The organism is Maribacter sp. X9, from assembly GCF_048537565.1.
Classification (GTDB): domain Bacteria; phylum Bacteroidota; class Bacteroidia; order Flavobacteriales; family Flavobacteriaceae; genus Maribacter.
Genome location: NZ_CP183215.1, coordinates 4090936 through 4113745, shown reverse-complemented (window position 1 = coordinate 4113745; position 22810 = coordinate 4090936). Strand labels below are relative to the sequence as shown.

22 protein-coding genes and 2 tRNA genes are annotated in these 22810 nt (G+C 38.4%); 18 read left to right on the top strand and 6 right to left on the bottom strand.

Going from position 1 to position 22810, the window contains the following annotated elements:
• Window positions 1-48 precede the first annotated feature (48 nt).
• The 6 genes from ACNR9Q_RS17585 to ACNR9Q_RS17560 all read left to right on the top strand — a co-directional run bounded on the left by ACNR9Q_RS17585 (window position 49) and on the right by ACNR9Q_RS17560 (window position 3587).
• Window positions 49-738, top strand: coding sequence for a MotA/TolQ/ExbB proton channel family protein (locus ACNR9Q_RS17585; protein ID WP_419212527.1), 690 nt, complete (start codon window positions 49-51; stop codon window positions 736-738).
• A gap of 9 nt (window positions 739-747) precedes the next feature.
• Window positions 748-1134 (top strand): ExbD/TolR family protein, encoded by a 387-nt coding sequence (locus ACNR9Q_RS17580; protein ID WP_419212526.1) that lies wholly within the window; start codon window positions 748-750, stop codon window positions 1132-1134.
• Window positions 1135-2073: a cell envelope integrity protein TolA gene (locus ACNR9Q_RS17575; protein ID WP_419212525.1), complete on the top strand. Its 939-nt coding sequence runs from the start codon at window positions 1135-1137 to the stop codon at window positions 2071-2073.
• Window positions 2070-3281: a bifunctional folylpolyglutamate synthase/dihydrofolate synthase gene (locus ACNR9Q_RS17570; protein ID WP_419212524.1), complete on the top strand. Its 1212-nt coding sequence runs from the start codon at window positions 2070-2072 to the stop codon at window positions 3279-3281. Before ACNR9Q_RS17575 ends, ACNR9Q_RS17570 begins: the two co-directional genes overlap by 4 nt.
• A gap of 59 nt (window positions 3282-3340) precedes the next feature.
• Window positions 3341-3415, top strand: a tRNA-Val gene (locus ACNR9Q_RS17565).
• A 97-nt stretch (window positions 3416-3512) separates the two neighbouring features.
• A tRNA-Val gene (locus ACNR9Q_RS17560) sits at window positions 3513-3587 on the top strand.
• A gap of 3 nt (window positions 3588-3590) precedes the next feature.
• Here the strand turns inward: ACNR9Q_RS17560 and ACNR9Q_RS17555 are convergent.
• Both ACNR9Q_RS17555 and gldJ read right to left on the bottom strand, forming a co-directional pair.
• Window positions 3591-4868: a UDP-N-acetylmuramoyl-tripeptide--D-alanyl-D-alanine ligase gene (locus ACNR9Q_RS17555; protein ID WP_419212523.1), complete on the bottom strand. Its 1278-nt coding sequence runs from the start codon at window positions 4866-4868 to the stop codon at window positions 3591-3593.
• A gap of 60 nt (window positions 4869-4928) precedes the next feature.
• Window positions 4929-6596 (bottom strand): gliding motility lipoprotein GldJ, encoded by a 1668-nt coding sequence (gene gldJ / locus ACNR9Q_RS17550; RefSeq protein ID WP_419212522.1) that lies wholly within the window; start codon window positions 6594-6596, stop codon window positions 4929-4931.
• 422 nt (window positions 6597-7018) lie between these two features.
• Between gldJ and porV the strand changes: the two genes are divergently transcribed.
• The 9 genes from porV to ACNR9Q_RS17505 all read left to right on the top strand — a co-directional run bounded on the left by porV (window position 7019) and on the right by ACNR9Q_RS17505 (window position 16658).
• Complete coding sequence (gene porV, locus ACNR9Q_RS17545) at window positions 7019-8167, top strand: type IX secretion system outer membrane channel protein PorV (protein ID WP_419212521.1); 1149 nt, start codon at window positions 7019-7021, stop codon at window positions 8165-8167.
• Between the two features lie 135 nt (window positions 8168-8302).
• Complete coding sequence (cdd, locus tag ACNR9Q_RS17540) at window positions 8303-8791, top strand: cytidine deaminase (protein WP_419212520.1); 489 nt, start codon at window positions 8303-8305, stop codon at window positions 8789-8791.
• A 190-nt stretch (window positions 8792-8981) separates the two neighbouring features.
• The gene (pdhA, locus tag ACNR9Q_RS17535) at window positions 8982-9980 is read left to right on the top strand and encodes a pyruvate dehydrogenase (acetyl-transferring) E1 component subunit alpha (RefSeq protein ID WP_419212519.1); all 999 of its coding nucleotides are present in this window, start codon (window positions 8982-8984) and stop codon (window positions 9978-9980) included.
• A gap of 4 nt (window positions 9981-9984) precedes the next feature.
• On the top strand, window positions 9985-11679 hold the full coding sequence (locus ACNR9Q_RS17530; protein ID WP_419212518.1) for a 2-oxo acid dehydrogenase subunit E2: 1695 nt from the start codon (window positions 9985-9987) through the stop codon (window positions 11677-11679).
• A gap of 85 nt (window positions 11680-11764) precedes the next feature.
• Complete coding sequence (locus ACNR9Q_RS17525; protein ID WP_419212517.1) at window positions 11765-12820, top strand: M28 family metallopeptidase; 1056 nt, start codon at window positions 11765-11767, stop codon at window positions 12818-12820.
• Window positions 12820-13500, top strand: a complete 681-nt coding sequence (locus tag ACNR9Q_RS17520; RefSeq protein ID WP_419212516.1) for an SDR family NAD(P)-dependent oxidoreductase — start codon at window positions 12820-12822, stop codon at window positions 13498-13500. Before ACNR9Q_RS17525 ends, ACNR9Q_RS17520 begins: the two co-directional genes overlap by 1 nt.
• A 2-nt stretch (window positions 13501-13502) precedes the next feature.
• Window positions 13503-14105, top strand: coding sequence for a SprT-like domain-containing protein (locus tag ACNR9Q_RS17515; protein ID WP_419212515.1), 603 nt, complete (start codon window positions 13503-13505; stop codon window positions 14103-14105).
• Window position 14106: 1 nt separating this feature from the next.
• Window positions 14107-15186 (top strand): mannose-1-phosphate guanylyltransferase, encoded by a 1080-nt coding sequence (locus ACNR9Q_RS17510; RefSeq protein WP_419212514.1) that lies wholly within the window; start codon window positions 14107-14109, stop codon window positions 15184-15186.
• A 2-nt stretch (window positions 15187-15188) separates the two neighbouring features.
• The gene (locus ACNR9Q_RS17505) at window positions 15189-16658 is read left to right on the top strand and encodes a DUF389 domain-containing protein (RefSeq protein WP_419212513.1); all 1470 of its coding nucleotides are present in this window, start codon (window positions 15189-15191) and stop codon (window positions 16656-16658) included.
• On the opposite strand, the gene ACNR9Q_RS17500 is transcribed toward ACNR9Q_RS17505, so the two are convergent.
• Both ACNR9Q_RS17500 and ACNR9Q_RS17495 read right to left on the bottom strand, forming a co-directional pair.
• Window positions 16655-17425: an ABC transporter ATP-binding protein gene (locus ACNR9Q_RS17500; protein ID WP_419212512.1), complete on the bottom strand. Its 771-nt coding sequence runs from the start codon at window positions 17423-17425 to the stop codon at window positions 16655-16657. The two genes, ACNR9Q_RS17505 and ACNR9Q_RS17500, sit on opposite strands and share 4 nt — an antisense overlap.
• Complete coding sequence (locus ACNR9Q_RS17495) at window positions 17425-18162, bottom strand: MlaE family ABC transporter permease (protein ID WP_419212511.1); 738 nt, start codon at window positions 18160-18162, stop codon at window positions 17425-17427. The genes ACNR9Q_RS17500 and ACNR9Q_RS17495 overlap by 1 nt, the downstream gene beginning before the upstream one ends.
• Before the next feature lie 118 nt (window positions 18163-18280).
• Here ACNR9Q_RS17495 and pafA point away from each other — a divergent pair, with 118 nt between their 5' ends.
• Window positions 18281-19948 (top strand): alkaline phosphatase PafA, encoded by a 1668-nt coding sequence (gene pafA, locus ACNR9Q_RS17490; RefSeq protein ID WP_419212510.1) that lies wholly within the window; start codon window positions 18281-18283, stop codon window positions 19946-19948.
• Between the two features lies 1 nt (window position 19949).
• On the top strand, window positions 19950-20738 hold the full coding sequence (gene murI / locus ACNR9Q_RS17485) for a glutamate racemase (protein WP_419212509.1): 789 nt from the start codon (window positions 19950-19952) through the stop codon (window positions 20736-20738).
• 15 nt (window positions 20739-20753) lie between these two features.
• Here murI and ACNR9Q_RS17480 read toward each other — a convergent pair whose 3' ends face one another.
• Window positions 20754-21254: a dihydrofolate reductase gene (locus ACNR9Q_RS17480; RefSeq protein WP_419212508.1), complete on the bottom strand. Its 501-nt coding sequence runs from the start codon at window positions 21252-21254 to the stop codon at window positions 20754-20756.
• On the bottom strand, window positions 21251-21640 hold the full coding sequence (locus tag ACNR9Q_RS17475) for a 2TM domain-containing protein (protein WP_419212507.1): 390 nt from the start codon (window positions 21638-21640) through the stop codon (window positions 21251-21253). The genes ACNR9Q_RS17480 and ACNR9Q_RS17475 overlap by 4 nt, the downstream gene beginning before the upstream one ends.
• 55 nt (window positions 21641-21695) lie before the next feature.
• On the opposite strand from ACNR9Q_RS17475, the gene ACNR9Q_RS17470 reads away from it, so the two are divergent.
• Entirely contained in the window at window positions 21696-22781 is a 1086-nt protein-coding gene (locus ACNR9Q_RS17470; RefSeq protein ID WP_419212506.1) for an aminotransferase class V-fold PLP-dependent enzyme, read from the top strand.
• Window positions 22782-22810 lie beyond the last annotated feature (29 nt).

The window sequence follows — 22810 nt, the reverse complement described above, 5'->3', positions numbered from 1 at the left end:
ATCGACAAATCACCGTTATAAAGGCAAATTCAATACTTAAAGAACACTATGTTATTATTCCAGGATTTGGCTCAAGATGCGAGCGGTGAAATGTTGTCAGAAGAGAAAACTCTTTCAGTTATAGATTTGGTCTTTAATGGGGGGGCTGGCAGTGTGATTATTATTTCGGTGCTCTTCATTATGTTAGGGGTTGCACTATATATTTATTTTGAACGTCTTTTGGCGGTAAATGCTGCATCGAAGATAGATAAGAATTTCATGAACCAGATTAGGGACCATGTGACATCGGGTAAGTTAGAGGCGGCCAAAATTTTATGTGCACAAACAGATTCTCCAGTCGCTAGGTTGACCGAAAAGGGAATTTCGCGTATCGGTAAACCTCTAGACGATATCAATACCGCCATCGAAAATGCTGGTACTTTAGAGGTTTATAAGCTTGAAAAAAATGTAAGCGTTTTGGCAACTGTGGCAGGAGCTGCGCCTATGATCGGGTTTTTGGGAACTGTTATCGGTATGATTCTCGCATTTCACGAAATGGCGAGTAGTGGCGGTCAGGCCGAAATGGGCTCATTGGCATCTGGTATCTATACGGCCATGACGACTACAGTGGCAGGGCTTATCGTGGGTATTATTGCGTATGTAGGGTATAATCATTTGGTCAACCGAACAGATAAAGTAGTCCATAAAATGGAAGCCAACGCTGTTGAGTTTCTAGATTTATTAAACGAACCCCTTTAATTTTTCAATATGAAATTAAAAGGAAGAAATAAGGTCAGTCCAGACTTTAGCATGTCCTCAATGACAGATATTGTATTCTTGTTATTGATATTTTTCATGTTAACGGCAAACTCACCTAATGCGCTTGACTTGTTATTGCCAAAGGCAAAAGGAAAATCTACGAATACTCAGAACGTATCTGTAAGCATAGATAAAAACCTACAGTACTTTGTGAATAATCAAAGAATTAACGGAGAATATATTGAAATTGAATTAAAAAAAGCCCTTGAAGGTCAAGACAATCCTACAATTATTCTAAGAGCGGAAGAAAGCGTTGCAATTAAAGAAGCAGTCAACGTAATGGATATCGCTAATAGGAATAACTACAAGGTGATATTGGCGGTACGGCCCAATTAAATGGCATTTTTAGATACGAGACACAAGAAAAAATCATTAACACTTACAACCTTGTTGCTAAGTGTGCTTCTATTGGCTTTATTTTACATTGGGCTTACTTATATGGATCCGCCGGAAGAAAATGGTATTTCCGTTAATTTTGGTACTACCGATTTTGGAAGTGGACAATTTCAACCCAAGGAAAAAATTCGTTCAGAACCATTGGAGACTCCGCCTGTAGAGCCAACAAAGCAAGAGGTGGCAGAGGCCGTCGAAGAGTCTCAAGAGGAAGTGGTTAAGGAAGTTGCAGACAAAGAAGCACCATCTGAAAAAGTTTTAACTCAAGAAAATGAAGAGTCTATTCGGATAAAACAAGCTGAAGATGCTAAAAGAAAGGCAGAAAATGAAGCGGCAGAGGCTAAGCGAAAATCTGAAGAGGCAGAAAAGAAAGCCAAGGCAGAGGCGGCTCGTATAGCACAACAAAAACGGGATGCTGAAGAGAAAGCGAGGCAAGAACAAGAAGCGAAAAAGAAACGTTTGGACGAACTTATGGGTGGTCTTAATAAATCTGACGGAACGGCATCAGGTAGTGAAGGAGATGATGCTAAGGCCGGAGATAAAGGGCAGCCCGATGGTGATCCTTATGCCACTAGTTATTACGGAAGTCCAGGTTCTGGGAGTGGTACTGGAGGTTATGGCTTAAACGGTAGGTCTCTTGTCAATAAAGGGAAAGTGCAACAAGAATGTAACGAATCTGGTACGGTGGTCGTTAAAATTGTTGTGGATAGGAACGGTAAAGTGATCAGTGCGACACCAGGGGTAAGGGGTACTACGAACAATAATCCGTGTTTATTGGAGCCCGCAAAAAAAACCGCCTTTATGCATAAATGGAATCTTGATAGCAATGCACCAAGTGAACAAGTTGGTTTCGTGGTGGTTAATTTCAAACTAGGGGAGTGACCTACACGGAAACCTTAGATTGGATGTTCGCGCAACTTCCAATGTACCAAAACAAAGGAAAAGTCGCATTCAATGCCAAACTGGACGGAATAGTATCTCTTGCGCGTCATTTAGGTAATCCACACGCGAAATTTAAAACTATCCACATTGCCGGTACCAATGGTAAAGGCTCAAGTAGCCATATGCTCGCATCTATACTTCAAGAAGCGGGATATAAGGTTGGTCTCTATACTTCACCACATTTAAAGGATTTTAGGGAGCGCATTCGTATAAACGGTAAAAAAGCCAGTAAAAAATATGTGGTCGATTTTATAGAGAGGAACAAATCTTTTTTAGAAGAAAATACTTTTTCCTTTTTCGAGATGACCGTGGGAATGGCTTTTTCTTATTTTGAGGATAAGAAAGTGGATATCGCCATTGTTGAAGTCGGTTTGGGAGGTCGCTTGGATTCTACCAATATTATTGTTCCAGAGGTTAGTCTGATTACCAATATAGGTTTTGACCATACCGATATGTTGGGAAATACCCTACCTGAAATTGCTGGGGAAAAAGCTGGAATTATTAAAAAGGGTATTCCTGTTGTGATTAGTGAGTTCAATGGGGATACCGCACCTGTATTCGAGAAGAAAGCTAAAAGTTTGAATGCACCACTCGTATTTGCGGAAGACCTTTCTTTTCCAGAGTATGAAATAGGCCTGCTTGGTTCTTACCAAAGGAAAAACATTAAAGGTGTTCTAGCTGTAATCATGCAACTGAAGGGATTTCATATTTCACAAGAAAATATTGTCAATGGATTGAAAAATGTAGTTGAGAATACCGGATTGATGGGCCGTTGGCAGCAAATAGGAAGTGATCCAACGATCATTTGTGATACTGCACATAATAAAGAAGGTTTGGCCATTGTACTAGATCAAGTTAAGCAACAAAAATCAGCAAGACTTCACTTCGTTATTGGGTTTGTGAAGGATAAGGATTTAAGTGGTATTTTACCTTTATTCCCAAAAAATGCAACCTATTATTTTTGTAAACCTAAAATAAACAGGGGTCTGGATGAAAAGGTCCTCTGTGAGAGTTTCACACGACAGGGTTTTCAAGGGTCTTCCTATTCGTCTGTGAATAAAGCTTTTGAGTCAGCTAAAAAACAAGCTGCGTCAAATGATTTTATTTATGTGGGGGGAAGTAATTTTGTGGTAGCAGAAATTCTTTAATTTTTCTTTGTTTTTTCTTTTGGAGAATGTAAAACTATTATATATTTGCACTCCTTTAGGGGCCCTTAGCTCAGCTGGTTCAGAGCACCTGCCTTACAAGCAGGGGGTCACTGGTTCGAACCCAGTAGGGCCCACAAATAAAAAGGCTTCCGTGATTGGAGGCCTTTTTTAGTTTTAATGTAGTTATTGTCTAAGATAATTACGGTTGTTTTTTATTATCTTAGATTCCAGGGGATATTAGCTCAGTTGGTTTAGAGCGCTGCCTTGACAGGGCAGAGGTCACCGGTTCGAATCCAGTATATCCCACTTTTATAGTATATCCAATACCCGTTCAAGAGCCATTCCTCTTGAGCCTTTTATCAGGATTGAAGCATTAGGGTTTAATTTATTTTCTTTTAGATACTCCTTCAATTTTTCAAATGTTTTTAGCTTCGTAAAGGGGGTGTCTGTGTTATAAAAATTTTCTCCCACTAATAAAGTTTCCTTAAAATCAAGTGACAGCGCTAAATCGGCAATGGCTTGATGCTCTTGTTTTGCAGAAGTTCCTAATTCAAACATGTCTCCTAAAATAACAAACTTATATGTTTTCTCTAGGTGATTAAAATTTTCAAGTGCAGCCTTCATGCTTGATGGATTTGCATTGTAAGCATCTAAGATGATATAGAAAGTATCTTTTTTGATGATTTGAGATCTGTTATTGTCTGGGGTGTAGTTTTCAATGCCAAGCCTTATGGTATTTAAATCAACCTTAAAGTGCTTGCCGACTATAATTGCAGCGCAGCAATTCTGATAATTATACGCCCCAATGAGTTGCGATTGTATTAGTATGTCTTCGACCTGAAGGGTAACGAATGGATCGGCCTTTACGAATTCAATTTGATAGAAATCGGGAGTAGTACTGCTAAAACCATATTTTTTTGAATAGGATTTTAGCTTTTCTAGCTGAATATCATCGTCTGCATTAAAAAAGATTGATTTATCATTTTTTATAAGGTAATCGTACAATTCGCTTTTTCCCTTTATAACACCATCTACGCCTCCAAAACCTTCTAAATGGGCTTTGCCGAAGTTGGTAATATATCCAAAATCAGGCTCTGCAATTTCGCATAGAAATTTTATCTCATTTAAATGGTTGGCGCCCATTTCAACAATGGCTATTTCTGTCTCTGGTGAAATGGATAGGAGTGTCAAGGGAACTCCAATATGGTTATTGAGATTGCCTTTTGTGGCAATGGTTTTGTATTTTCTTGCCAGTACGGCATGTATTAACTCTTTAGTGGTCGTCTTTCCGTTGCTTCCGGTAAGACTTATGATTTTTGCATCGCAGTAGTTTCTATGGTAATTGGCGAGTTTCTGAAGGGTTTCAAGGGTGTTGTCGACCAAGATGGTTTGTTGGTTCAATTCATATTCCTTTTCGTCGATAATAACATAACTGGCCCCTTTTTCGAGGGCTTTCTGCGTATAGCTGTTACCATTGAAATTATCTCCCTTTAATGCAAAAAATATATCGTTTTTCTTGATTTTTCGAGTATCGGTGCTAACGCTAGGGTACTTTAAAAAAATAGAATGTAAGTCTTGAATGTTCATGAAATCGAAGATAAAAAAAAGCCCTTAATAAGGGCTTTTTTAATTTCATTAGAAAAAAAATTATTTTGCTTTTTTTCCTCTAATTGTTTTGTTCTTGGTTTTTGATTTAGAACCAACTCTAGACATTGCACATCTAAATCCGATGTAGTCTGTGGCCATATATTGTGGCAAATATCTTCGCTGGGCTGGATCTAACCAGTAAGCCCTATCTCTCCAAGAGCCTCCTTTATAGACTCTAACTTCATCATTTATAAGAGTAGTTCTGCTGTTTGACTCATCAAAACCTTTTACGAGATTTCCGGCAGAGTCACGTTCAACCGAATGTCTGGGTGAATTATACATTTTTTTACTTGGATCCTCTTCTTCATCGTCATTGAACCTGTCGTAAAATCTTGATGAACCGGCATCGCCGTCTCTATAACTACGGTTGTCACTTGAAGAGAAATTCGTTCTTAAATAGGTCTCTTCTTCGTCAATGGGCACCATTTTTATTTCTCCTGGTAAGTTAACGGCAACAACTTTTCCATTTGGTAAAGTATCAAAGATTACCGAATCTCTTAAGATGTTCACTTTTCCATCTTCACCAATGGCAGTTTTCATGTATATGTTTCCTCTGTAATAGTTGAAATCGCTTACTTCATCATCTACAATCGGTCTGTATACATCTGCTACCCATTCGGCCACGTTACCTGCCATGTCATAAAGGCCTAGGTCATTTGGCTTGTAGGACATAACCTCTGCGGTAATATCGGCGCCATCATCTGACCATCCGGCGATTCCACCGTAATCACCTTTTCCTTGCTTGAAATTAGCCAATTGATCTCCTCTCCCTACGCGTTGTCCATTTCTGGTGTAATCACCTTCCCAAGGATATTTTTTTCTTCCTCGATAGTTATTGTATTCCCTTTGACCAACTTGGGCCTGTGCTGCATATTCCCATTCCGTTTCGGTTGGGAGTCGGTATTCTGGCATAATGATACCACTACTTCTTTTTGCGAAAACTGAAACACTATCTTTTTTCATTTTCCCTTGAAGAGAATCTATTTGTCCGTTATAAACGGATTCTGGTCTGTTCAAATAGGCTTCTGTACTAAAAGTTCCCTGAACTTCTCCTGTTGAAGCCTGATATTTTGCATCGTCGGATAAATATCCTTCACGCTCGAGCATAATCTCATTTACACGATCCGTCCTCCATTCAGCGAACTGTGTTGCTTGGATCCAGTTTACACCAACAACCGGATATTCTGCATAAGCAGGGTGTCTTAAGTAATTATTGGTCATTGTTTCATTGAAACCAAGTCTGTTTCTCCATACCAGCGTATCTGGTAAAGCGCCTACATATATATTGGTGTATTTTGGATTTTCTGGTGGATAAACGCTTTTTAGGTAATCTAAGTATTCCAAATACATCACGTTTGTAACTTCTGTCTCATCCATGTAAAATGATTGAACATGCTGAGAAGTTGGGGTATTGTTCCAGTCATGCATAACATCATCCTGCACCTTTCCTTTTGTAAACGTACCGCCTTCAACGAACACCAATCCCGGAGCGGTTTCTTGCTCTTTAAAATCAGTATTGTATTGAAAACCACCTTCTTTGGCATTTATTTTCCAACCTGTAGCTCTGGACGTGTTTTTTGACGAAGACGATTTAGAACAGCTGTTTAGTGTTAAGCCGCCTAGGATAACCGTGCATGAGAATACAACTTTAATAAAATGTTTCTTCATAATTAGGACTTGAGTTCAATTTTCACAAACTACGCTTTCTTAAGAAATTATAGTTATGTGAAGCTATATTTTGGATTTACTTGTTTATCACTTTCGCTCAATAGAACGGTGTTTTTGTTGGATTATTTTATGAGTGAAAATAATTTTGACTTTCTTGATAAGTACTTTAGTTTTAAATTAATCCCACCTATTTAGGTAAACGATGAAATATGGTTTATAGTATGGTTTAAATCATTCTTTCATTGAGGCGTTGAAGAATTTTCATTAAAATTATTTTCGACAATTTTTTTGAAGTCTTATTTCTTTTAAAAATCTTGGTAATCATACACGATAACGGAAAAAAGGCCGTTTACATGTAAAATATTGAAATTGAAATAAAGGAAACACTATATTTCGCCTTTTAAAATTAAAGAACCGTTCTAATGAGAAAAATTGCAATAATTTTCTTTTTGCTGATAATTGGAAAAAATTACGCCCAAAATGATCAAAGGGTTATAACAACGGCGGTACCATTCCTTACCATTGCGGCCGATGCCCGATCCGCTGGTATGGCAGATATAGGTGTGGCGACCTCTACCGATGCCTTTTCCCAACAATGGAACCCTGCTAAATTTGCGTTTGCTGAACGTAAAATGGGTATAGGAATAAGTTATACCCCTTACTTAGAAAGCATCATAACAGATATTGCCCTACTCAATGCCAGCTTTTATAATAAAATAGATGAGCAAAGTGCTTTCGCGGTCAGTTTAAGGTATTTTACATTGGGCGAGATTGTCCTGAGGCAATCAATAGATGACACCGAAGGAAGAGTGGTTAAACCTAATGAATTGGCGTTAGACGGATCATATTCCCTAAAATTAAGTCCTACATTTTCTATGGCTGTGGCAGGGAGGTTCATCAGGTCTAATTTGAAGTTCCAAGATTCCGGGGCTGATTCCCAGGCGGCAAGTACTTTTGCCGTAGATGTGGCAGGGTTCTACCGCTCTAGAGAAATAGCATATAATAATTTTGATGGCCGTTGGAGGGCGGGTTTTAACTTGTCTAACATAGGGGGTAAAATTCAATATGACGCCGGTGGGCAGGAAAACTTTTTGCCAAGTAACTTAAGTTTTGGTGGAGGGTTTGATTTTATCCTGGATCAAGAAAATGTGGTCGGTATAACTACGGAGTTCAATAAACTGTTAGTGCCTACCCCACAGGATTATGATGATGATGGTGATATAGATGCTGAGGATAATGACATTTATCAAAATGAAAGTGGTTTTAGTGGTATTTTTAATTCTTTTACCGATGCACCCGGTGGTTTTAGTGAAGAGTTAAAAGAATTTACATGGGCCTTAGGGGCAGAATATACTTATCAAGATGCTTTTATGGTACGTACGGGTTATTTCAACGAAAGTGCTGAAAAAGGCTCAAGAAAGTTCTTTACCTTAGGGGCAGGCTTTAAGTTTAAAGCTGCCCAGATAGATCTGTCCTATTTATTCTCCACTTCTCAAGTTAGAAATCCATTGGAAAATACATTACGTTTTTCTCTTACCTTTAATTTAGGTGAAGAGTTTTATAATGATTAAGATTTGTGGTTGTCATGAATAAAAGAATAAGCAAACCTGCCAATTGGCAGGTTTGCTTATTTCAGTCAAATATTCAAGTTTTAACTAAAAAATATTAGCACTTAATTAATTTGTAGATTACACAAAAAATAAAGTATGTCTACCCAGAAGAAAATTAGCATTGATTTAACCGTTTATGATTCGTGCGAAGAATTATGTGCAGATTATAAAATATTGATTGATGCAGCGGTGGCGGCGAGAAAGAAAGCATACGCCCCCTATTCCAATTTTTTGGTAGGGGCTTCGGTATTACTGGAAAATGGACAAATCATTGAAGGTAACAATCAAGAAAATGCCTCTTATCCTTCGGGATTGTGTGCTGAGCGGGTTGCTGTTTTTTATGCGGGGGCTAAATTCCCTAACGTAAAAATAAAGGCCATTGCGGTTTCTGCCACTTCATTGAATAATAAATTAGATACCCCAGCGGCTCCGTGTGGTAATTGTAGGCAAGCTATTTCAGAATATGAGTTCAAGCAGCATGCACCAATAAAAGTTCTGTTAATGGGTGAAACCGGTAGTGTTGTTGAGTGCAGTTCTTTGGCAGATTTACTTCCCTTAGGGTTTAATGGTAGCTACTTGAAATAATCTGTTCTTAATGAAAGGATTGAAATTAAACACGTTAACATCCATTTTTGTTGGTCTTATAATTTCTTAATCGATTTGCCTCTATTATTTTTATCGATTCATTTATATGTGTATTTTTGTTCTTCCGCGATACCTAGGTAATGCTAACCTCTGATATCTGTAAAGAAATTAAAACCTATAGCTAAAATTGATGAAAAAAATCACCAAGGAAACATATTTAAAATGGTATGAGGAAATGCTGTTTTGGAGAAAATTTGAGGATAAACTGGCCGCTGTCTATATACAACAAAAGGTAAGAGGATTTCTTCATTTGTACAACGGACAAGAAGCGGTTTTGGCAGGTGCTTTGCATGCAATGGATCTTACCAAGGATCGAATGATAACTGCATATAGAAACCATGTGCAACCGATTGGAATGGGTGTTGACCCAAAAAGGGTAATGGCTGAACTTTATGGAAAAGTAACAGGAACTTCTAAAGGAATGGGCGGTTCTATGCATATCTTTTCTAAAGAACATCGCTTTCACGGAGGTCACGGTATCGTTGGTGGTCAAATTCCTTTAGGTGCGGGTATGGCCTTTGGGGATAAGTACGCCGGTAGGGATAATGTTACCTTATGTTACATGGGTGATGGTGCTGTGCGGCAAGGGTCGTTGCATGAAACTTTCAATTTAGCAATGTTATGGCAGTTGCCGGTTGTGTTTATATGCGAAAATAATGGATATGCCATGGGTACTTCCGTTGCAAGAACTTCTTTTTCTACTGAGATATGGAAACTTGGGTTGGGATATGAGATGCCCTGCGGACCTGTGGATGGAATGAACCCTGTAACCGTTGCCCAAGAAATGAGCAAGGCCATTGAAAGGGCAAGAAGTGGTGGCGGACCTACTTTCTTGGAAATGAAGACCTACAGATATAGAGGACATTCAATGTCAGATGCCCAACATTATAGAACTAAGGATGAAGTTGAAGAATACAAGAAAATAGATCCGATTACACAAGTATTGGATGTTATTAAAGAAAATAAATACGCAACCGACGAAGAAATCAAGAACATTGACAAAAGGGTTAAGGACTTGGTCAAAGAATGTGAGAAGTTTGCGGAAGAATCTGATTATCCACCAGTAAATCAATTGTACGATATGGTTTACGAACAAGAGGATTTTCCATTTGTTCAACATAAATTGTAAGTAGATGGCTGAAGTAATAAATATGCCCCGTTTAAGCGATACCATGGAAGAAGGTACCGTGGCTAAATGGTTGAAAAAAGTAGGAGACAAAGTTGAAGAAGGAGATATATTAGCAGAAATTGAAACCGATAAGGCAACAATGGAGTTCGAATCCTTTCACGAAGGTACATTGTTGCACATAGGTATCGAAGAAGGAGACGGAGCCCCTGTTGATACCTTGTTGGCGATAATAGGGGAAGAAGGCGAAGATATTTCCGGATTATTGAACGGAGACGGTTCATCCAACTCAGAAAATAAACCATCGGAAGACAAAAGCACTGCTGAAGATAAGGCCGAAGATTCTGTTTCGTCGGATGAAGAAGAGTCGGATGATGACGAAGGCGATGGTTCGATTCCTGAAGGGGTGGAAATCGTAAAAATGCCGCGGTTGAGCGATACCATGGAGGAAGGTACCGTAGCTAGCTGGTTGAAAAAGGTTGGTGATGATGTTGAGGAAGGCGATATTTTAGCCGAAATCGAAACCGACAAGGCTACGATGGAATTTGAGTCTTTCTATTCGGGTAAGTTGCTATACATCGGTATTCAAGAGGGAGAATCATCTCCCGTAGATGCTGTTTTAGCGGTTATAGGTCCAGAAGGAACAGATGTTGATGCTGTTTTGAACGGTAAGCCCGGCGGAAGCAAGAAGAAAACAAGTCCGGATTCGAAAAAAGAAGAAGAGAAATCGAGCAACGGTTCACTGGAAAAAACTGAAAGTAAATCTGAGGCTAAAGATGTAACTAAAACTGTTTCAGATGGAGAACGAATTTTTGTCTCCCCATTGGCAAAGAAAATTGCAGAGGATAAAGGAATCGATTTGGCCAATGTTTCCGGATCAGGAGATAATGGCAGAATAATAAAAAAGGATATAGAGAATTATAAACCTAATTCTGAAGCTAAGCCTGCTGCGCCCAGTTCAAAAACAGAGAGTTCTACATCGGCTGCTGCGCCTGTTTCAATGGCTATACCGGCTGGAGAAGAAGGAACAGAGGAGGTCAAGAATTCAAATATGCGAAAGGCAATAGCCAAAGCATTAGGAAATTCTAAGTTTACGGCCCCCCATTTTTACCTGACCATTGAGGTGGATATGGATAATGCAAAAGAATCTAGGCTTCAAATAAATAGTCTTCCAGATACCAAGGTTTCATTTAATGATATGGTTTTGAAAGCCTGTGCCATGGCGTTAAGAAAACATCCGCAAGTAAATACATCTTGGAATGGAGATACTACCAAGTTCCATAAGCACATTCACATGGGTGTCGCAGTGGCCGTTGATGAAGGTTTGGTAGTTCCGGTAGTAAAGCACTGTGATTTATTAGGTCTTACCCAAATAGGAGCTGCGGTTAAGGATTTGGCCGGAAAAGCGCGTAATAAGAAAATTTCTCCTTCGGAAATGGAGGGAAGTACGTTTACGGTATCAAACTTAGGAATGTTCGGTATTCAAGAGTTTACAAGTATTATCAATCAACCAAATTCTGCAATATTGTCCGTAGGAGCTATAGTGGAAAAACCTGTGGTTAAAAATGGGGAAATCGTGGTTGGTAGTACAATGAAACTAACGTTGGCCTGTGACCATAGAACTGTTGACGGTGCAGTAGGAGCTCAATTCCTTCAAACCTTACGCTATTTCGTGGAGAATCCTGTGACCATGTTGGCATAGGACAGAACTTGAAAATAGAATTACAAAAGCATCCTCTAAACGGGATGCTTTTTTTTATCTTTAGATTTTAATTTAGAATGTACTTATGAAAAATATAGTTTTATGGTTTATCGGCTTTCTGGTATTAGGATGTGGTGGTGCAAAGGTTGAGCAGTCTACCGTATTAAATCCTACGAACAAACCGAACGGTGTTCGCGGAGAAGTTGTGCGAAACACCTCGAAAGATGTTAATAATACTACCGATCGTAAGATGGCCAGCGGAAAAATAAAAGCGTTCACTACGTCACAGGATATCGAAAAAATAATGCTTTTTTTAACGGCCGACGAACTTCAGGGTAGGGATACGGGAAGTGAAGGTATTTCAAAAGCCGCGGATTTTATTCAAAACGTATTTGAGAAAAATAATATTCAACCTTATTTTTCTTCGTATCGGGATACCTTGACTGATTATAAGGATGGTATTGCCTATAATATGGTTGGGTATCTCCCAGGAACCGACCCTGATCTTAAAAATGAATTTATTATTGTTGGGGCACACTATGATCATATTGGTGTACAGAATGGTCAGAGTGGCGATGTCATCGCAAATGGGGCTAACGATAATGCTTCGGGCACTACTTCGGTTTTGGAATTCGCACGTTTTTTTGGAAACCAAAAGCCCAATAAACGGAGTATTATTTTCGCCTTGTTTACCGCGGAAGAGAAGGGGCTTTTGGGTTCCAAACATTTAGCGGAAAAATTGAAGAAACAAAATCTAGACCTTTATGCGATGCTTAACTTTGAAATGATTGGCGTTCCCATGGTAGATAAAGACCATAGCCTTTATTTGACAGGGTTTGAGTTATCGAATTTAGCGGAAATCAGTAATGGGTATGCGCATAAAAATTTAGTGGGATTTCTGCCAAAAGCAAAGGAATTCAACCTCTTCAGGCGTTCGGACAATGCACCTTTTTATGATACTTTTAATGTTCCTGCCCAAACGTATAGTTCTTTTGATTTCACCAATTTCAATGAATATCATAAAGTAGGGGACGAAGCTTCGAAGATGGATTTTATATTTATGGCGACTATAGTGAACGAGTGTATTCCTGTTTTGACGGGCATTGTCAATGCACCTATTAAAGAAATAAAATACAATTAATGGCATATGTAATCGTTACGGGTACGAGCAGGGGAATTGGATTTGAATTGACGAAATTGTTGGCTGATGCTGGGCATACTGTTTTGGCATTATCCAGAAATGAGCATCCGACTAAACGTCTTGGTCATACGAATATTGAATCGCTTTCTTTCGATATTGCGGCAATAGAAGATCGTGAAAAATTAGCGCAATATTTGACCGATAAAAAAATAGAGATTTCAGCATTGATCCATAATGCTGGGAAATTGGTCAATAAGCCGTTTTTGGAAACCACGGATGCTGAGTTCAAATCCGTTTATGACGTAAATGTATTCGGTGTTGCTGCGCTGACTAAGCTAGTCATCCCTTTTATGGAGAAAACAGGTCATGTGCTGACCATTAGTTCAATGGGAGGCGTGCAAGGGAGTGCAAAATTTACAGGCTTATCTGCTTACAGTTCCAGTAAAGGAGCAGTGATTACGCTGACTGAATTACTTGCGGAGGAATTTAAGGAAACAGGCCCATCGTTTAATGCCTTGGCCTTAGGTGCTGTTCAGACAGAAATGTTGCAAGAGGCGTTTCCAGGTTATAAAGCGCCGGTATCTGCCTTTGAGATGGCGAATTATATCATGGATTTTGCTTTGAACGGACAAAAATTGTATAATGGTAAAATGTTACAGGTAAGTAGTACTACGCCCTAAGAATGCAACAAACTTTAGCTAAATATCTTCCAGAAGCGGCGGTCGTTCCTTGTTTTGAACTGATTAAAGCAAGTCAGGTCCATTTGAAGATTGTGAATGAGCGAGTGACAAGACATGGGGATTATAGAAGAAGAAAAGATGGCCGACATCAGATTACGGTAAACGCATCACTTAACAAGTATCGATTTTTAGTTACCTTAATTCATGAGATTGCACATTTAGTGGCCTTTGAGAAATATGGACGGCATATTAAACCCCACGGGATAGAATGGAAGAGAACGTTTCAGTATTTAATGTTGCCTTTTATTCATCCTGAGATTTTCCCTTCCAAATTACTACCGCTTCTGGCCAGACACTTTAAGAATCCCAAAGCGAGTAGTAGCACAGATGCACAATTGTCCATGGCTTTAAAACAATTTGATGAACAACAATCAGAAAAAACTTACGTTTTTGAATTACCGATAGGTAGTGTTTTCCGAATTTATAATGGAAGACTTTTTAAAAAGGGGAATAAAAGAACAAAGCGCTTTGAATGTGTAGAAATGTCGAGTGGTAAAATGTATCTTTTTCAACCGAACGCCGAAGTGGAATTAATACAAAATTAGTATGAATAGAAATTATTATGCCATTTTAATGGCGGGAGGAGTAGGGTCTAGGTTTTGGCCGATTAGCACAACTGATAACCCTAAGCAATTTCACGATATGCTAGGAGCAGGAAAAAGTCTGATTCAAAAAACTTTTGACCGATTGAATAAGTTCGTTCCAACAGAAAACATCCTTATTCTAACCAATGAACGCTATAATGATTTGGTATTGGAACAATTGCCAAAGGTAAAACAGGAACAGGTAGTTCTTGAGCCAGCTATGCGCAATACCGCACCTTGTATCCTATATGCGGCCTTGAAAATTCAAAAGATGAACGAAGACGCAGTGATGATCGTTGCACCTAGTGATCATTGGATAGAAGATGAAGAAGCATTTGCAAACGATGTTACCGCTTGCTTCAAGAAATGTGAAAAAGAGGAGGTTTTGTGTACCTTGGGTATTAAACCTTCTTTTCCTAATACTGGTTTTGGGTATATAGAATATAACAGGGAAGATGCGGCCCAATTGAAAAAGGTTGATCAATTCAGGGAGAAACCGGATTATGAGACAGCAAAAGAGTTTTTGGCCCAAGGTAATTTCCTTTGGAATGCGGGGATTTTTATGTGGAGCGTAAAGACCATAGTGAACGCATTTAAAAATTATCAGCCAGAACAATATCGTTTATTTCAAGATGGAGCTTCCGTTTATAATACCAAAAACGAAAAGGAATTCATAGCTAAAAATTATCCTAACGCAGAAAACATCTCTATAGATTATGCCATTTTGGAAAATTCAAAATCAATTTATGTGTTAGAGGCCTCATTTGATTGGAACGATTTAGGAACTTGGGGTTCGTTGTATGATAAATTGGACAAGGATGCGGATAACAATGCAGTTGTAAATGCCAAGGTATTATCTCAAGATTCAAGCGGGAATATGATACGGTCCAAAGAGGGTAAAATTGTGGTTGTAGATGGGCTTGATGATTATATTATTGTAGATAAGGAAGATGTACTATTGATTTATCCCAAGGCTAAAGAACAGGATATTAAACAGGTTTTAAACAAAGTGAAAGATGCTTTTGGTGACGAATTTGCATAGAAATGGAAAACAATTTAGATCAAGATAATATCACTCCAACCAGTAATGAGAGTAATGGCGGAGAGGAAGTAAAAAAGGATTTTCAAGGTTTACTTGGAAGTGTGAAAAAGTTTCTTTCGGAGTTATTGGATATTCGAACCAATACGGATCAACAGGCCACTAAAGAGGCGATTATTGCAGATATTCCCTTTAAGGGGCATACTTCATGGATTTTAATTTGTTCTATATTTATTGCATCGATCGGCTTGAATGCAAATTCTACGGCAGTGGTCATCGGGGCGATGTTAATCTCCCCATTAATGGGTCCTATTTTGGGAATAGGAATGTCAGTTGCAATCAATGATATTGATACCTTAAAGCGATCTTTAAAGAATTTTGCTGTAATGGTAGTGCTCAGTGTTATTACAGCGTATCTGTTTTTTCGCTTTTTTCCGTTAAGGGATGAATCTTCAGAGCTTTTAGCAAGAACGGCACCCGATATACGAGATGTTCTGATAGCATTTTTCGGTGGTTTGGCCTTGGTAATCGCACGGGCCAAAAAAGGAACCATAGCCAGTGTTATTTTTGGTGTTGCCATCGCAACAGCGTTAATGCCACCTTTATGTACAGTCGGCTTTGGTTTGGCCATTGGTAATTGGTCATACGCCACAGGAGCACTTTATCTTTTTACCATAAATACGATTTTCATTGCTTTGGCGACATTTTTGGTAATTAAGCTGTTGCGTTTTCCGATGGTGAGGTACGTAAATTCAAAAAGAAGGCGACTGATCGGAAGACTGGCTTCTTTGCTGGCGATTCTAGTAATGATTCCGGCAGGTATTACTTTTTATAGAGTGTTTGAGGAATCACTTTTTAAAAGGGATGCGAATAATTTTATAGATGAGAATATTGTGCCCTATCAATTCTCTGGCGAAGGTAAATTTTTAAAGGATTTTAGTGAGGTTGTCTATGAAGACGGTGGTGATTCTAAAATTGAATTGGTATTTGTCGGGAACGAGCCAATTCCGAATAATGTGATTACTACATGGAGAAATCAAATGCAAGATTTTAAACAATTGAAGAATTGTCAATTGTCAATTGTCCAAGGTTCTAATGGAGAGGATTTTAACCAGTTGAAATATGTAAACGAACTTTACGAATCTCAAAAAAGTATGCTTTCTAGTAAAGATGAAAAAATCAAGGTTTTGGAGAGTGAGCTAACCCGTTTGAGTCAAATTTCATCCAATCAAATACCTTTTAAGGAAATTAGTTTAGAGGCAAAAACTAACTACGAAAATTTGGAACGCCTTGGATATGCTTATTTAATCTCTACTGATTTTAATAAAACGGATAGCATCCCTTTATTTGAGGTAACCTGGAAAAAGGAAGCTAAGCGCGCTGAAACCGTAAAGGATATGAATAAGCTACAAAGTTGGTTGCGCTTAAGGCTCAACAATGAAAAAATTCAGATCAAGGAAATGGCTGCGGATTAATTCCCTTCCTCTTGAATATACATTTGCCTCACTTTTTTGAAAAGGTCAGATGAATAGACGAAATTGGTAACGGACTCATTGTCTGTTTTAAAGATTTCATTTTTGGTGCCTTCCCACTCTTTGAGACCATCTTTTAAGAAAATGATCTTTTCCCCAATCTGCATGACCGAGTTCATATCATGGGTATTAATTACTGTAGTAATATTAAATTCTTCGGTTATTTCCTTTATCAAGTCGTCGATAAGAATAGCGGTTTTTGGGTCTAGGCCAGAATTGGGTTCGTCACAAAAAAGGTATTTTGGGTTCATTACAATAGCTCTTGCTATGGCTACTCGTTTTTGCATTCCACCCGAAATTTCCGAAGGAAATTTTTCATGGGCATCAATTAAATTCACCCTTTTTAAAACCGTGTCTACCCGATCTTTCATTTCAGACTTATTCTGTTTAGTGAACATTTCTAAAGGAAACATTACATTGCCTTGCACGGTCATACTATCGAATAAGGCACTGCCTTGAAATACCATTCCCATTTCTTGTCGAAGATCACGTTTTTCATCATCTGAAAGATCCGAATACAATTTTCCGTCATAGGCTATCCCTCCTTCCTCCGGAGAAAACAGCCCCAAAAGGCATTTTAGAAAGACTGTTTTCCCAGACCCACTTTGGCCAATGATCAAATTGGTCTTTCCTTTTTCAAAGGTGGTGGAAATACCTTTTAGAATATGGGTGCCACCAAAAGATTTGTGAATGTCTCGTACGTCTATCATTAGCCTAACAAAAGTTGGGTTAAAATATAATTCAGTATTATTATCACAACGCTAGTCCATACAAACGAAGTGGTACTTGCTTTACCAACTTCCAAAGCACCGCCTTTCATGTAAAAACCGTGAAAGGAAGGTATCGTCGCAATTATAAATGCAAAAATCAATGTTTTAATAAAAGCATAGGCTATTTGAAAGGGAACAAAATCAGATTGAAGGCCCGTCACAAAATCGGTACTGGTTAAAAACCCACCCAGAACACCTGCACACCACCCGCCAAAAATACCCACGTACATGGATATCGCTATGGCAAACGGATAAAATAGCATAGCAATGATTTTTGGAAAAACCAGATAGTTAAGTGAATTGACCCCCATAACTTCCAATGCATCAATTTGTTCGGTAACACGCATAGTGCCAATACTTGAGGTGATATAAGAGCCTACCTTTCCGGCCATGATAATGGAGACGAAGGTCGGTGCGAATTCCAATATAACCGATTGCCTGGTGGCAAAACCGATTAGGTTTCTTGGTATTAACGGATTCGTAAGGTTAAGCGCCGTTTGTATGGCGACTACAGCTCCGATGAAAAAGGAAATGAATATAATAATACCTAAAGAGCTAAAAATCAACTCATCTATTTCTTTATAAATAAGTGTTTTCATTATTCTCCATTTAGTAGGCTTTTTAAAGACCTCACGGATCATAATCGCATAGCTTCCAACAGACGCTAAATAGTTCATTGATTAAAAATAGAATTCTTGTTGTAAAAATAACAATAAAGGACTTCATTTAACCTTCATTTATTCTTTAAAGGTCTTATTTATTTATTTTTGCGTTCTAACTTGAATATAAATGAAAATGAGAAATAACTTATTTGTTGCTGGTTTAATGGTTGGTTTTTTGTTCAGCACCACCGTTTCGGCACAAGGAAAAAATAAAAGTTCAGAAGGTGATGAGGTATTACGTACCACCCCAAAACTTGTCGTGGGTATTATCGTGGACCAAATGCGCTATGATTACTTGACTCGTTTTTATACTCATTTTGGCAACGACGGCTTTAAACGCTTGATAGAGCAAGGGTTCAATTGCAAGAACAATCATTACAATTATGCCCCTACTTATACGGGGCCTGGGCATACATCGGTATATACGGGAACTACCCCTTCCGTTCACGGGATTATTGCAAATGATTGGTACGATAAAGAAACGGGGACCGACGTATATTGCGCATCTGATGTTTCCTATACTTCCGTAGGAACTACGGCCGATGCAGGAAAAATGTCACCCCATCGTATGACGGTAACAACGATTACCGATGAGGTCAGATTGAGCACCCAAATGCGTGGTAAAACTATAGCCATTGCTTTAAAGGATAGAGGAGCGGTTTTGCCCGGAGGGCATACCGCTAATGCAGCCTATTGGTTTCATGGCGCTAATGAAGGAAAATGGATTACAAGTTCTTATTACATGGCCCAACTTCCAAAATGGGTAATGGATTTTAATACATCTGGTAAGGCGCAATCCTATAAAAAAGCTTGGAATACACTTAAGGATATTAAGGAATATAAGGAGAGCGGACCAGATGATAATGCCTATGAAGGCCTTTTCGAGGGAGAAACCACACCTACTTTCCCCCACAGTACTACGGCACTTTTAGATAAAACAAACGACTTTGATCTTATAAAGTCTACCCCTTACGGTAATTCATTTACAGCTGATTTCGCTATAGAAGCATTACAGCAAGAAAGTTTAGGAAAAGATGAGATAACAGATTTTTTGGCGGTAAGTTTTTCCAGTACAGATTACGTAGGTCACAAGTATGGCGTAAACTCGAAAGAAGTTCAGGATACGTATGTGCGATTGGATGAAGATTTGGCCAGATTGTTCAAAGCTCTGGACAAAAATGTAGGAGAAGGTGAATATACAGTTTTTTTAACGGCAGACCATGCGGCTATTGAAGTCCCTGCATACTTGAAGGATCAGAAAATACCTGCGGGATATGTGGATAACGAGGCTATTTCCGAAAAATTTTCCGAATTTTTGAAATACAAATACGGAACCACGGACATCGTGAAAAATTATTCTAATTTTCAATTGTTCCTAGATCATGAAATAATAAAGAATTTAGATTTGGAACTAGCAGCGGTTGAAGAAGATATTGCGCGTGAATTTTTAGGCTATGACGGTGTTGATCGAGTCTATACCGCAAATCAGATGTGGCAAAATGAATATACTCAAGGCATCCCTTATATTTTGCAGAATGGATATAATCAGAAAAGGTCAGGGGATGTTTTAATAGTTTTAAAGCCTAATTTTATTTCGTACTCGCATACAGGGTCTACACATGGTTCTCCTCAGATTTATGATACCCATACCCCGCTCTTGTTTTATGGTAAGGGAATTAAACCAGGATCAACAGTGAGCCGTACTGAGATACCGGATATTGCACCAACAATTTCCGCATTATTGGGCATCTCCTTTCCTAGCGGAACAAGCGGTAAGCCTTTAACAATGGTATTGGAGTAATATGAAGAACAGGCCAATTGGTATTTTTGATTCTGGTATTGGTGGAACCTCCATTTGGGGAGAGATTCAAGAACTTTTGCCTTTTGAAAATTGCATCTATCTGGCCGATAGTAAAAATGCTCCATATGGCGAAAAGTCAAAAGAACGAATTGTAGAGCTGAGTATAAAGAATACTGAATATCTTATAGGCCAAGATTGTAAACTCATTGTAGTTGCTTGTAATACGGCAACCACCAATGCCATAAGTCATCTCAGGCAAAACTATCAAGTACCCTTTATAGGAATTGAACCGGCGATTAAACCCGCCGCTATCAATTCGACATCAAAAACCGTGGGTGTTTTGGCCACTCAAGGAACCTTGTCCAGTAGTCTTTTTCATAGTACGGCGAAAAACCATGCGGCGGGTATTACAATTGTGGAACAGAAGGGTACGGGATTGGTTGAAATGATAGAGAATGGCGAGTTGAACAGTTCTAAAATGTATAGGACATTAGAAGGATATATTTTGCCAATGTTGGAAAAGGGAATCGATTATTTGGTTCTCGGATGCACCCATTATCCCTATTTGATTCCTCTTCTAAAGAAGATGTTGCCACCTAATGTAAAGATCATTGATTCTGGACAGGCCGTTGCAAAGCAGACGAAAGCCATATTGGAGCAAAAAGGATTAGTGACTACTTCAACAGAAATGGGAATACACCAGTTTTACACGAATGGCGATGAAAAAGTTCTCAAGAATTTTCTCTTAGCCGCTAACTTGAACCTAACTGTATCCTTTTTGGATTTTTAGCTCATTTTTTAAGAGTTACTTTTTTTTCTTTTCGTAAGTCAAATACGTAAATGAATACTTATGTTTATCATCTGCAGGATGAAACTCTTGCTTGGTCAACATCCAATAGTTTTCATCTAATTGAGGAAAGAAAGTGTCCGCATTATCAAAGCTAGCGTGTACTCTGGTCAATTCTATTTTATCGGTTCGCTTTTCCGCCAGTTTATAAATTTCTCCACCGCCAATAATAAAGGCAATTTCATTTTCTACAAGTTGAATGGCATCACCCAAAGAATTCACGACAAGGCACGAATCAAAATCTACGATATAGTTTTTGTCCCTTGTAATGATAATGTGTGTTCTGTTTGGCAGAGGTTTATCGAGGCTGTCAAAAGTTTTTCGGCCCATTATTATTTTGTGGCCAGAGGTCAATTTTTTAAATCGTTTAAAATCGTCGGGTAAATGCCATAACAATCCATTGTCCTTTCCCAAGGCATTGTTTTCTGCTGCTGCAGCGATCATTATCAATGTTCTCAAAATAATTTTTTTTTGCCGTCCATCTCAATTTCAGGATTTGCATTTAGTTCTTGCTCTAACTCAGCAATGCGACGTTTTTGTTTCTCCACTAATTTTTCGCGTTGTGAGCGTTCCCAATCCCTGCCCATAAATCTATCGGTGACAAAAACATTGAAAATATGAAGCACAAAAAGAAAGCCCCAAAAGGTTATGGCCCATATGAACCAGTTGTATTCCTGGCCGTACTTCAATATTTTATTGATAAGGATTAAGAAAACACTGCCCACTAGAAAAACTACGAAATGGGTATACAGGCGTTTTTTTTGTTTAATCCTTTTTTGGGCATTTTCCAATAGCTCATGTTGCTCTAAGTCTAATTTGGAGGTATTTTTATTTTTGGAAAACATGGCTCTTCCTATCTTTGGTTCAAAGATACAGGAAATGTATTTCACTCAATAAAGTATGGAAAAATTTAGAAAGGAATTCCCGGTTTTACGAAAAGGTATTTACGCCAATACAGCAGTTTATGGATTGTTGTACGATTCATTATTGGATTGGAGGCAAGAGCATGATCTTGACTTTTTACTTTATGGGAGCGATATGCGCAATAAAACGTTACAAGTACTGTCCGATACGAGAGATACCATAGGTCATTTTTTCAACTGTAAGCGTGAAAATGTGGCATTGATCAATAATTTTTCCACGGGATTAAATGTATTATTAGAAGGGTTAACGCCAAGAAGAAAAGTTTTGCTTTTTAAAAATGATTATCCATCACTTAATTGGGCTTTTGAGAATAGGAATTTTGATATAAGCTATGTTCAAATGGATGCGAACATTGAGGAGCTTATGACAGAAACAATTGCGAAAGAACAGATAGAAGTGTTAGCGTTAAGCTTGGTGCAATGGTTGGACGGATTTTTTATTGATCCAGATTTTCTAAAACGATTAAAGGAACAATTTCCAAATCTGGTAATTATAGCGGATGGCACTCAGTTTTGTGGAAGTATGGAGTTCGATTTTGATGCATCAGGTATCGATGTGCTAGGAGCAAGTGCCTACAAATGGTTATTAGCAGGGTACGGAAACGGTTTTATGTTGTTTTCCGATAGGGCGAAAGAGGAGTTTTCTATAAGTAGCATCGGTTTTAATGCTGCTAATGGAGATTTTGATAAAAAGAACAACATTCGGTTTGCCAAATTGTTCGAGCCGGGTCATTTATCTTCGTTATCTTTCGGCAGCCTTAAATTTTCAATGGATTATTTCAAGAAAATAGGCATGGATAAAATCACGGCTCATAATAGAAAATTATCCGAAAAGGCAAAATCAGAGTTTCACGCATTGGGTCTATTGGACGAAAAAGTTGGGCGTAGGATCCAGCATAGTACTATATTCAATATAAAGGCAGACGAAGCTACATTTCAACATCTTTTGTCGAACGATGTTTTTTGTGCGCAACGTGGGCAAGGTGTGCGTTTAAGTTTTCATTTTTATAATACTGAAGATGAAATTGATCAAATTGTAAAAATCTTAAAGACAAGAAGATAGGTATTTAGTAGCTGGTAATATTTGTAGTG

Bases quoted from the DNA above. Each gene is read 5' to 3' on its own strand.
- ACNR9Q_RS17510 (WP_419212514.1), top strand. From the start codon at position 14,107: ATGAATAGAAATTATTATGCCATTTTAATGGCGGGAGGAGTAGGGTCT.
- ACNR9Q_RS17525 (WP_419212517.1), top strand. From the start codon at position 11,765: ATGAAAAATATAGTTTTATGGTTTATCGGCTTTCTGGTATTAGGATGT.
- pafA (WP_419212510.1), top strand. From the start codon at position 18,281: ATGAGAAATAACTTATTTGTTGCTGGTTTAATGGTTGGTTTTTTGTTC.
- murI (WP_419212509.1), top strand. From the start codon at position 19,950: ATGAAGAACAGGCCAATTGGTATTTTTGATTCTGGTATTGGTGGAACC.
- ACNR9Q_RS17495 (WP_419212511.1), bottom strand. From the start codon at position 18,162: ATGAACTATTTAGCGTCTGTTGGAAGCTATGCGATTATGATCCGTGAG.
- ACNR9Q_RS17555 (WP_419212523.1), bottom strand. From the start codon at position 4,868: ATGAACATTCAAGACTTACATTCTATTTTTTTAAAGTACCCTAGCGTT.
- cdd (WP_419212520.1), top strand. From the start codon at position 8,303: ATGTCTACCCAGAAGAAAATTAGCATTGATTTAACCGTTTATGATTCG.
- ACNR9Q_RS17505 (WP_419212513.1), top strand. From the start codon at position 15,189: ATGGAAAACAATTTAGATCAAGATAATATCACTCCAACCAGTAATGAG.
- ACNR9Q_RS17530 (WP_419212518.1), top strand. From the start codon at position 9,985: ATGGCTGAAGTAATAAATATGCCCCGTTTAAGCGATACCATGGAAGAA.
- ACNR9Q_RS17470 (WP_419212506.1), top strand. From the start codon at position 21,696: ATGGAAAAATTTAGAAAGGAATTCCCGGTTTTACGAAAAGGTATTTAC.
- ACNR9Q_RS17575 (WP_419212525.1), top strand. From the start codon at position 1,135: ATGGCATTTTTAGATACGAGACACAAGAAAAAATCATTAACACTTACA.
- ACNR9Q_RS17580 (WP_419212526.1), top strand. From the start codon at position 748: ATGAAATTAAAAGGAAGAAATAAGGTCAGTCCAGACTTTAGCATGTCC.
- ACNR9Q_RS17500 (WP_419212512.1), bottom strand. From the start codon at position 17,425: ATGATAGACGTACGAGACATTCACAAATCTTTTGGTGGCACCCATATT.
- pdhA (WP_419212519.1), top strand. From the start codon at position 8,982: ATGAAAAAAATCACCAAGGAAACATATTTAAAATGGTATGAGGAAATG.
- ACNR9Q_RS17475 (WP_419212507.1), bottom strand. From the start codon at position 21,640: ATGTTTTCCAAAAATAAAAATACCTCCAAATTAGACTTAGAGCAACAT.
- ACNR9Q_RS17515 (WP_419212515.1), top strand. From the start codon at position 13,503: ATGCAACAAACTTTAGCTAAATATCTTCCAGAAGCGGCGGTCGTTCCT.
- ACNR9Q_RS17585 (WP_419212527.1), top strand. From the start codon at position 49: ATGTTATTATTCCAGGATTTGGCTCAAGATGCGAGCGGTGAAATGTTG.
- ACNR9Q_RS17520 (WP_419212516.1), top strand. From the start codon at position 12,820: ATGGCATATGTAATCGTTACGGGTACGAGCAGGGGAATTGGATTTGAA.
- porV (WP_419212521.1), top strand. From the start codon at position 7,019: ATGAGAAAAATTGCAATAATTTTCTTTTTGCTGATAATTGGAAAAAAT.
- gldJ (WP_419212522.1), bottom strand. From the start codon at position 6,596: ATGAAGAAACATTTTATTAAAGTTGTATTCTCATGCACGGTTATCCTA.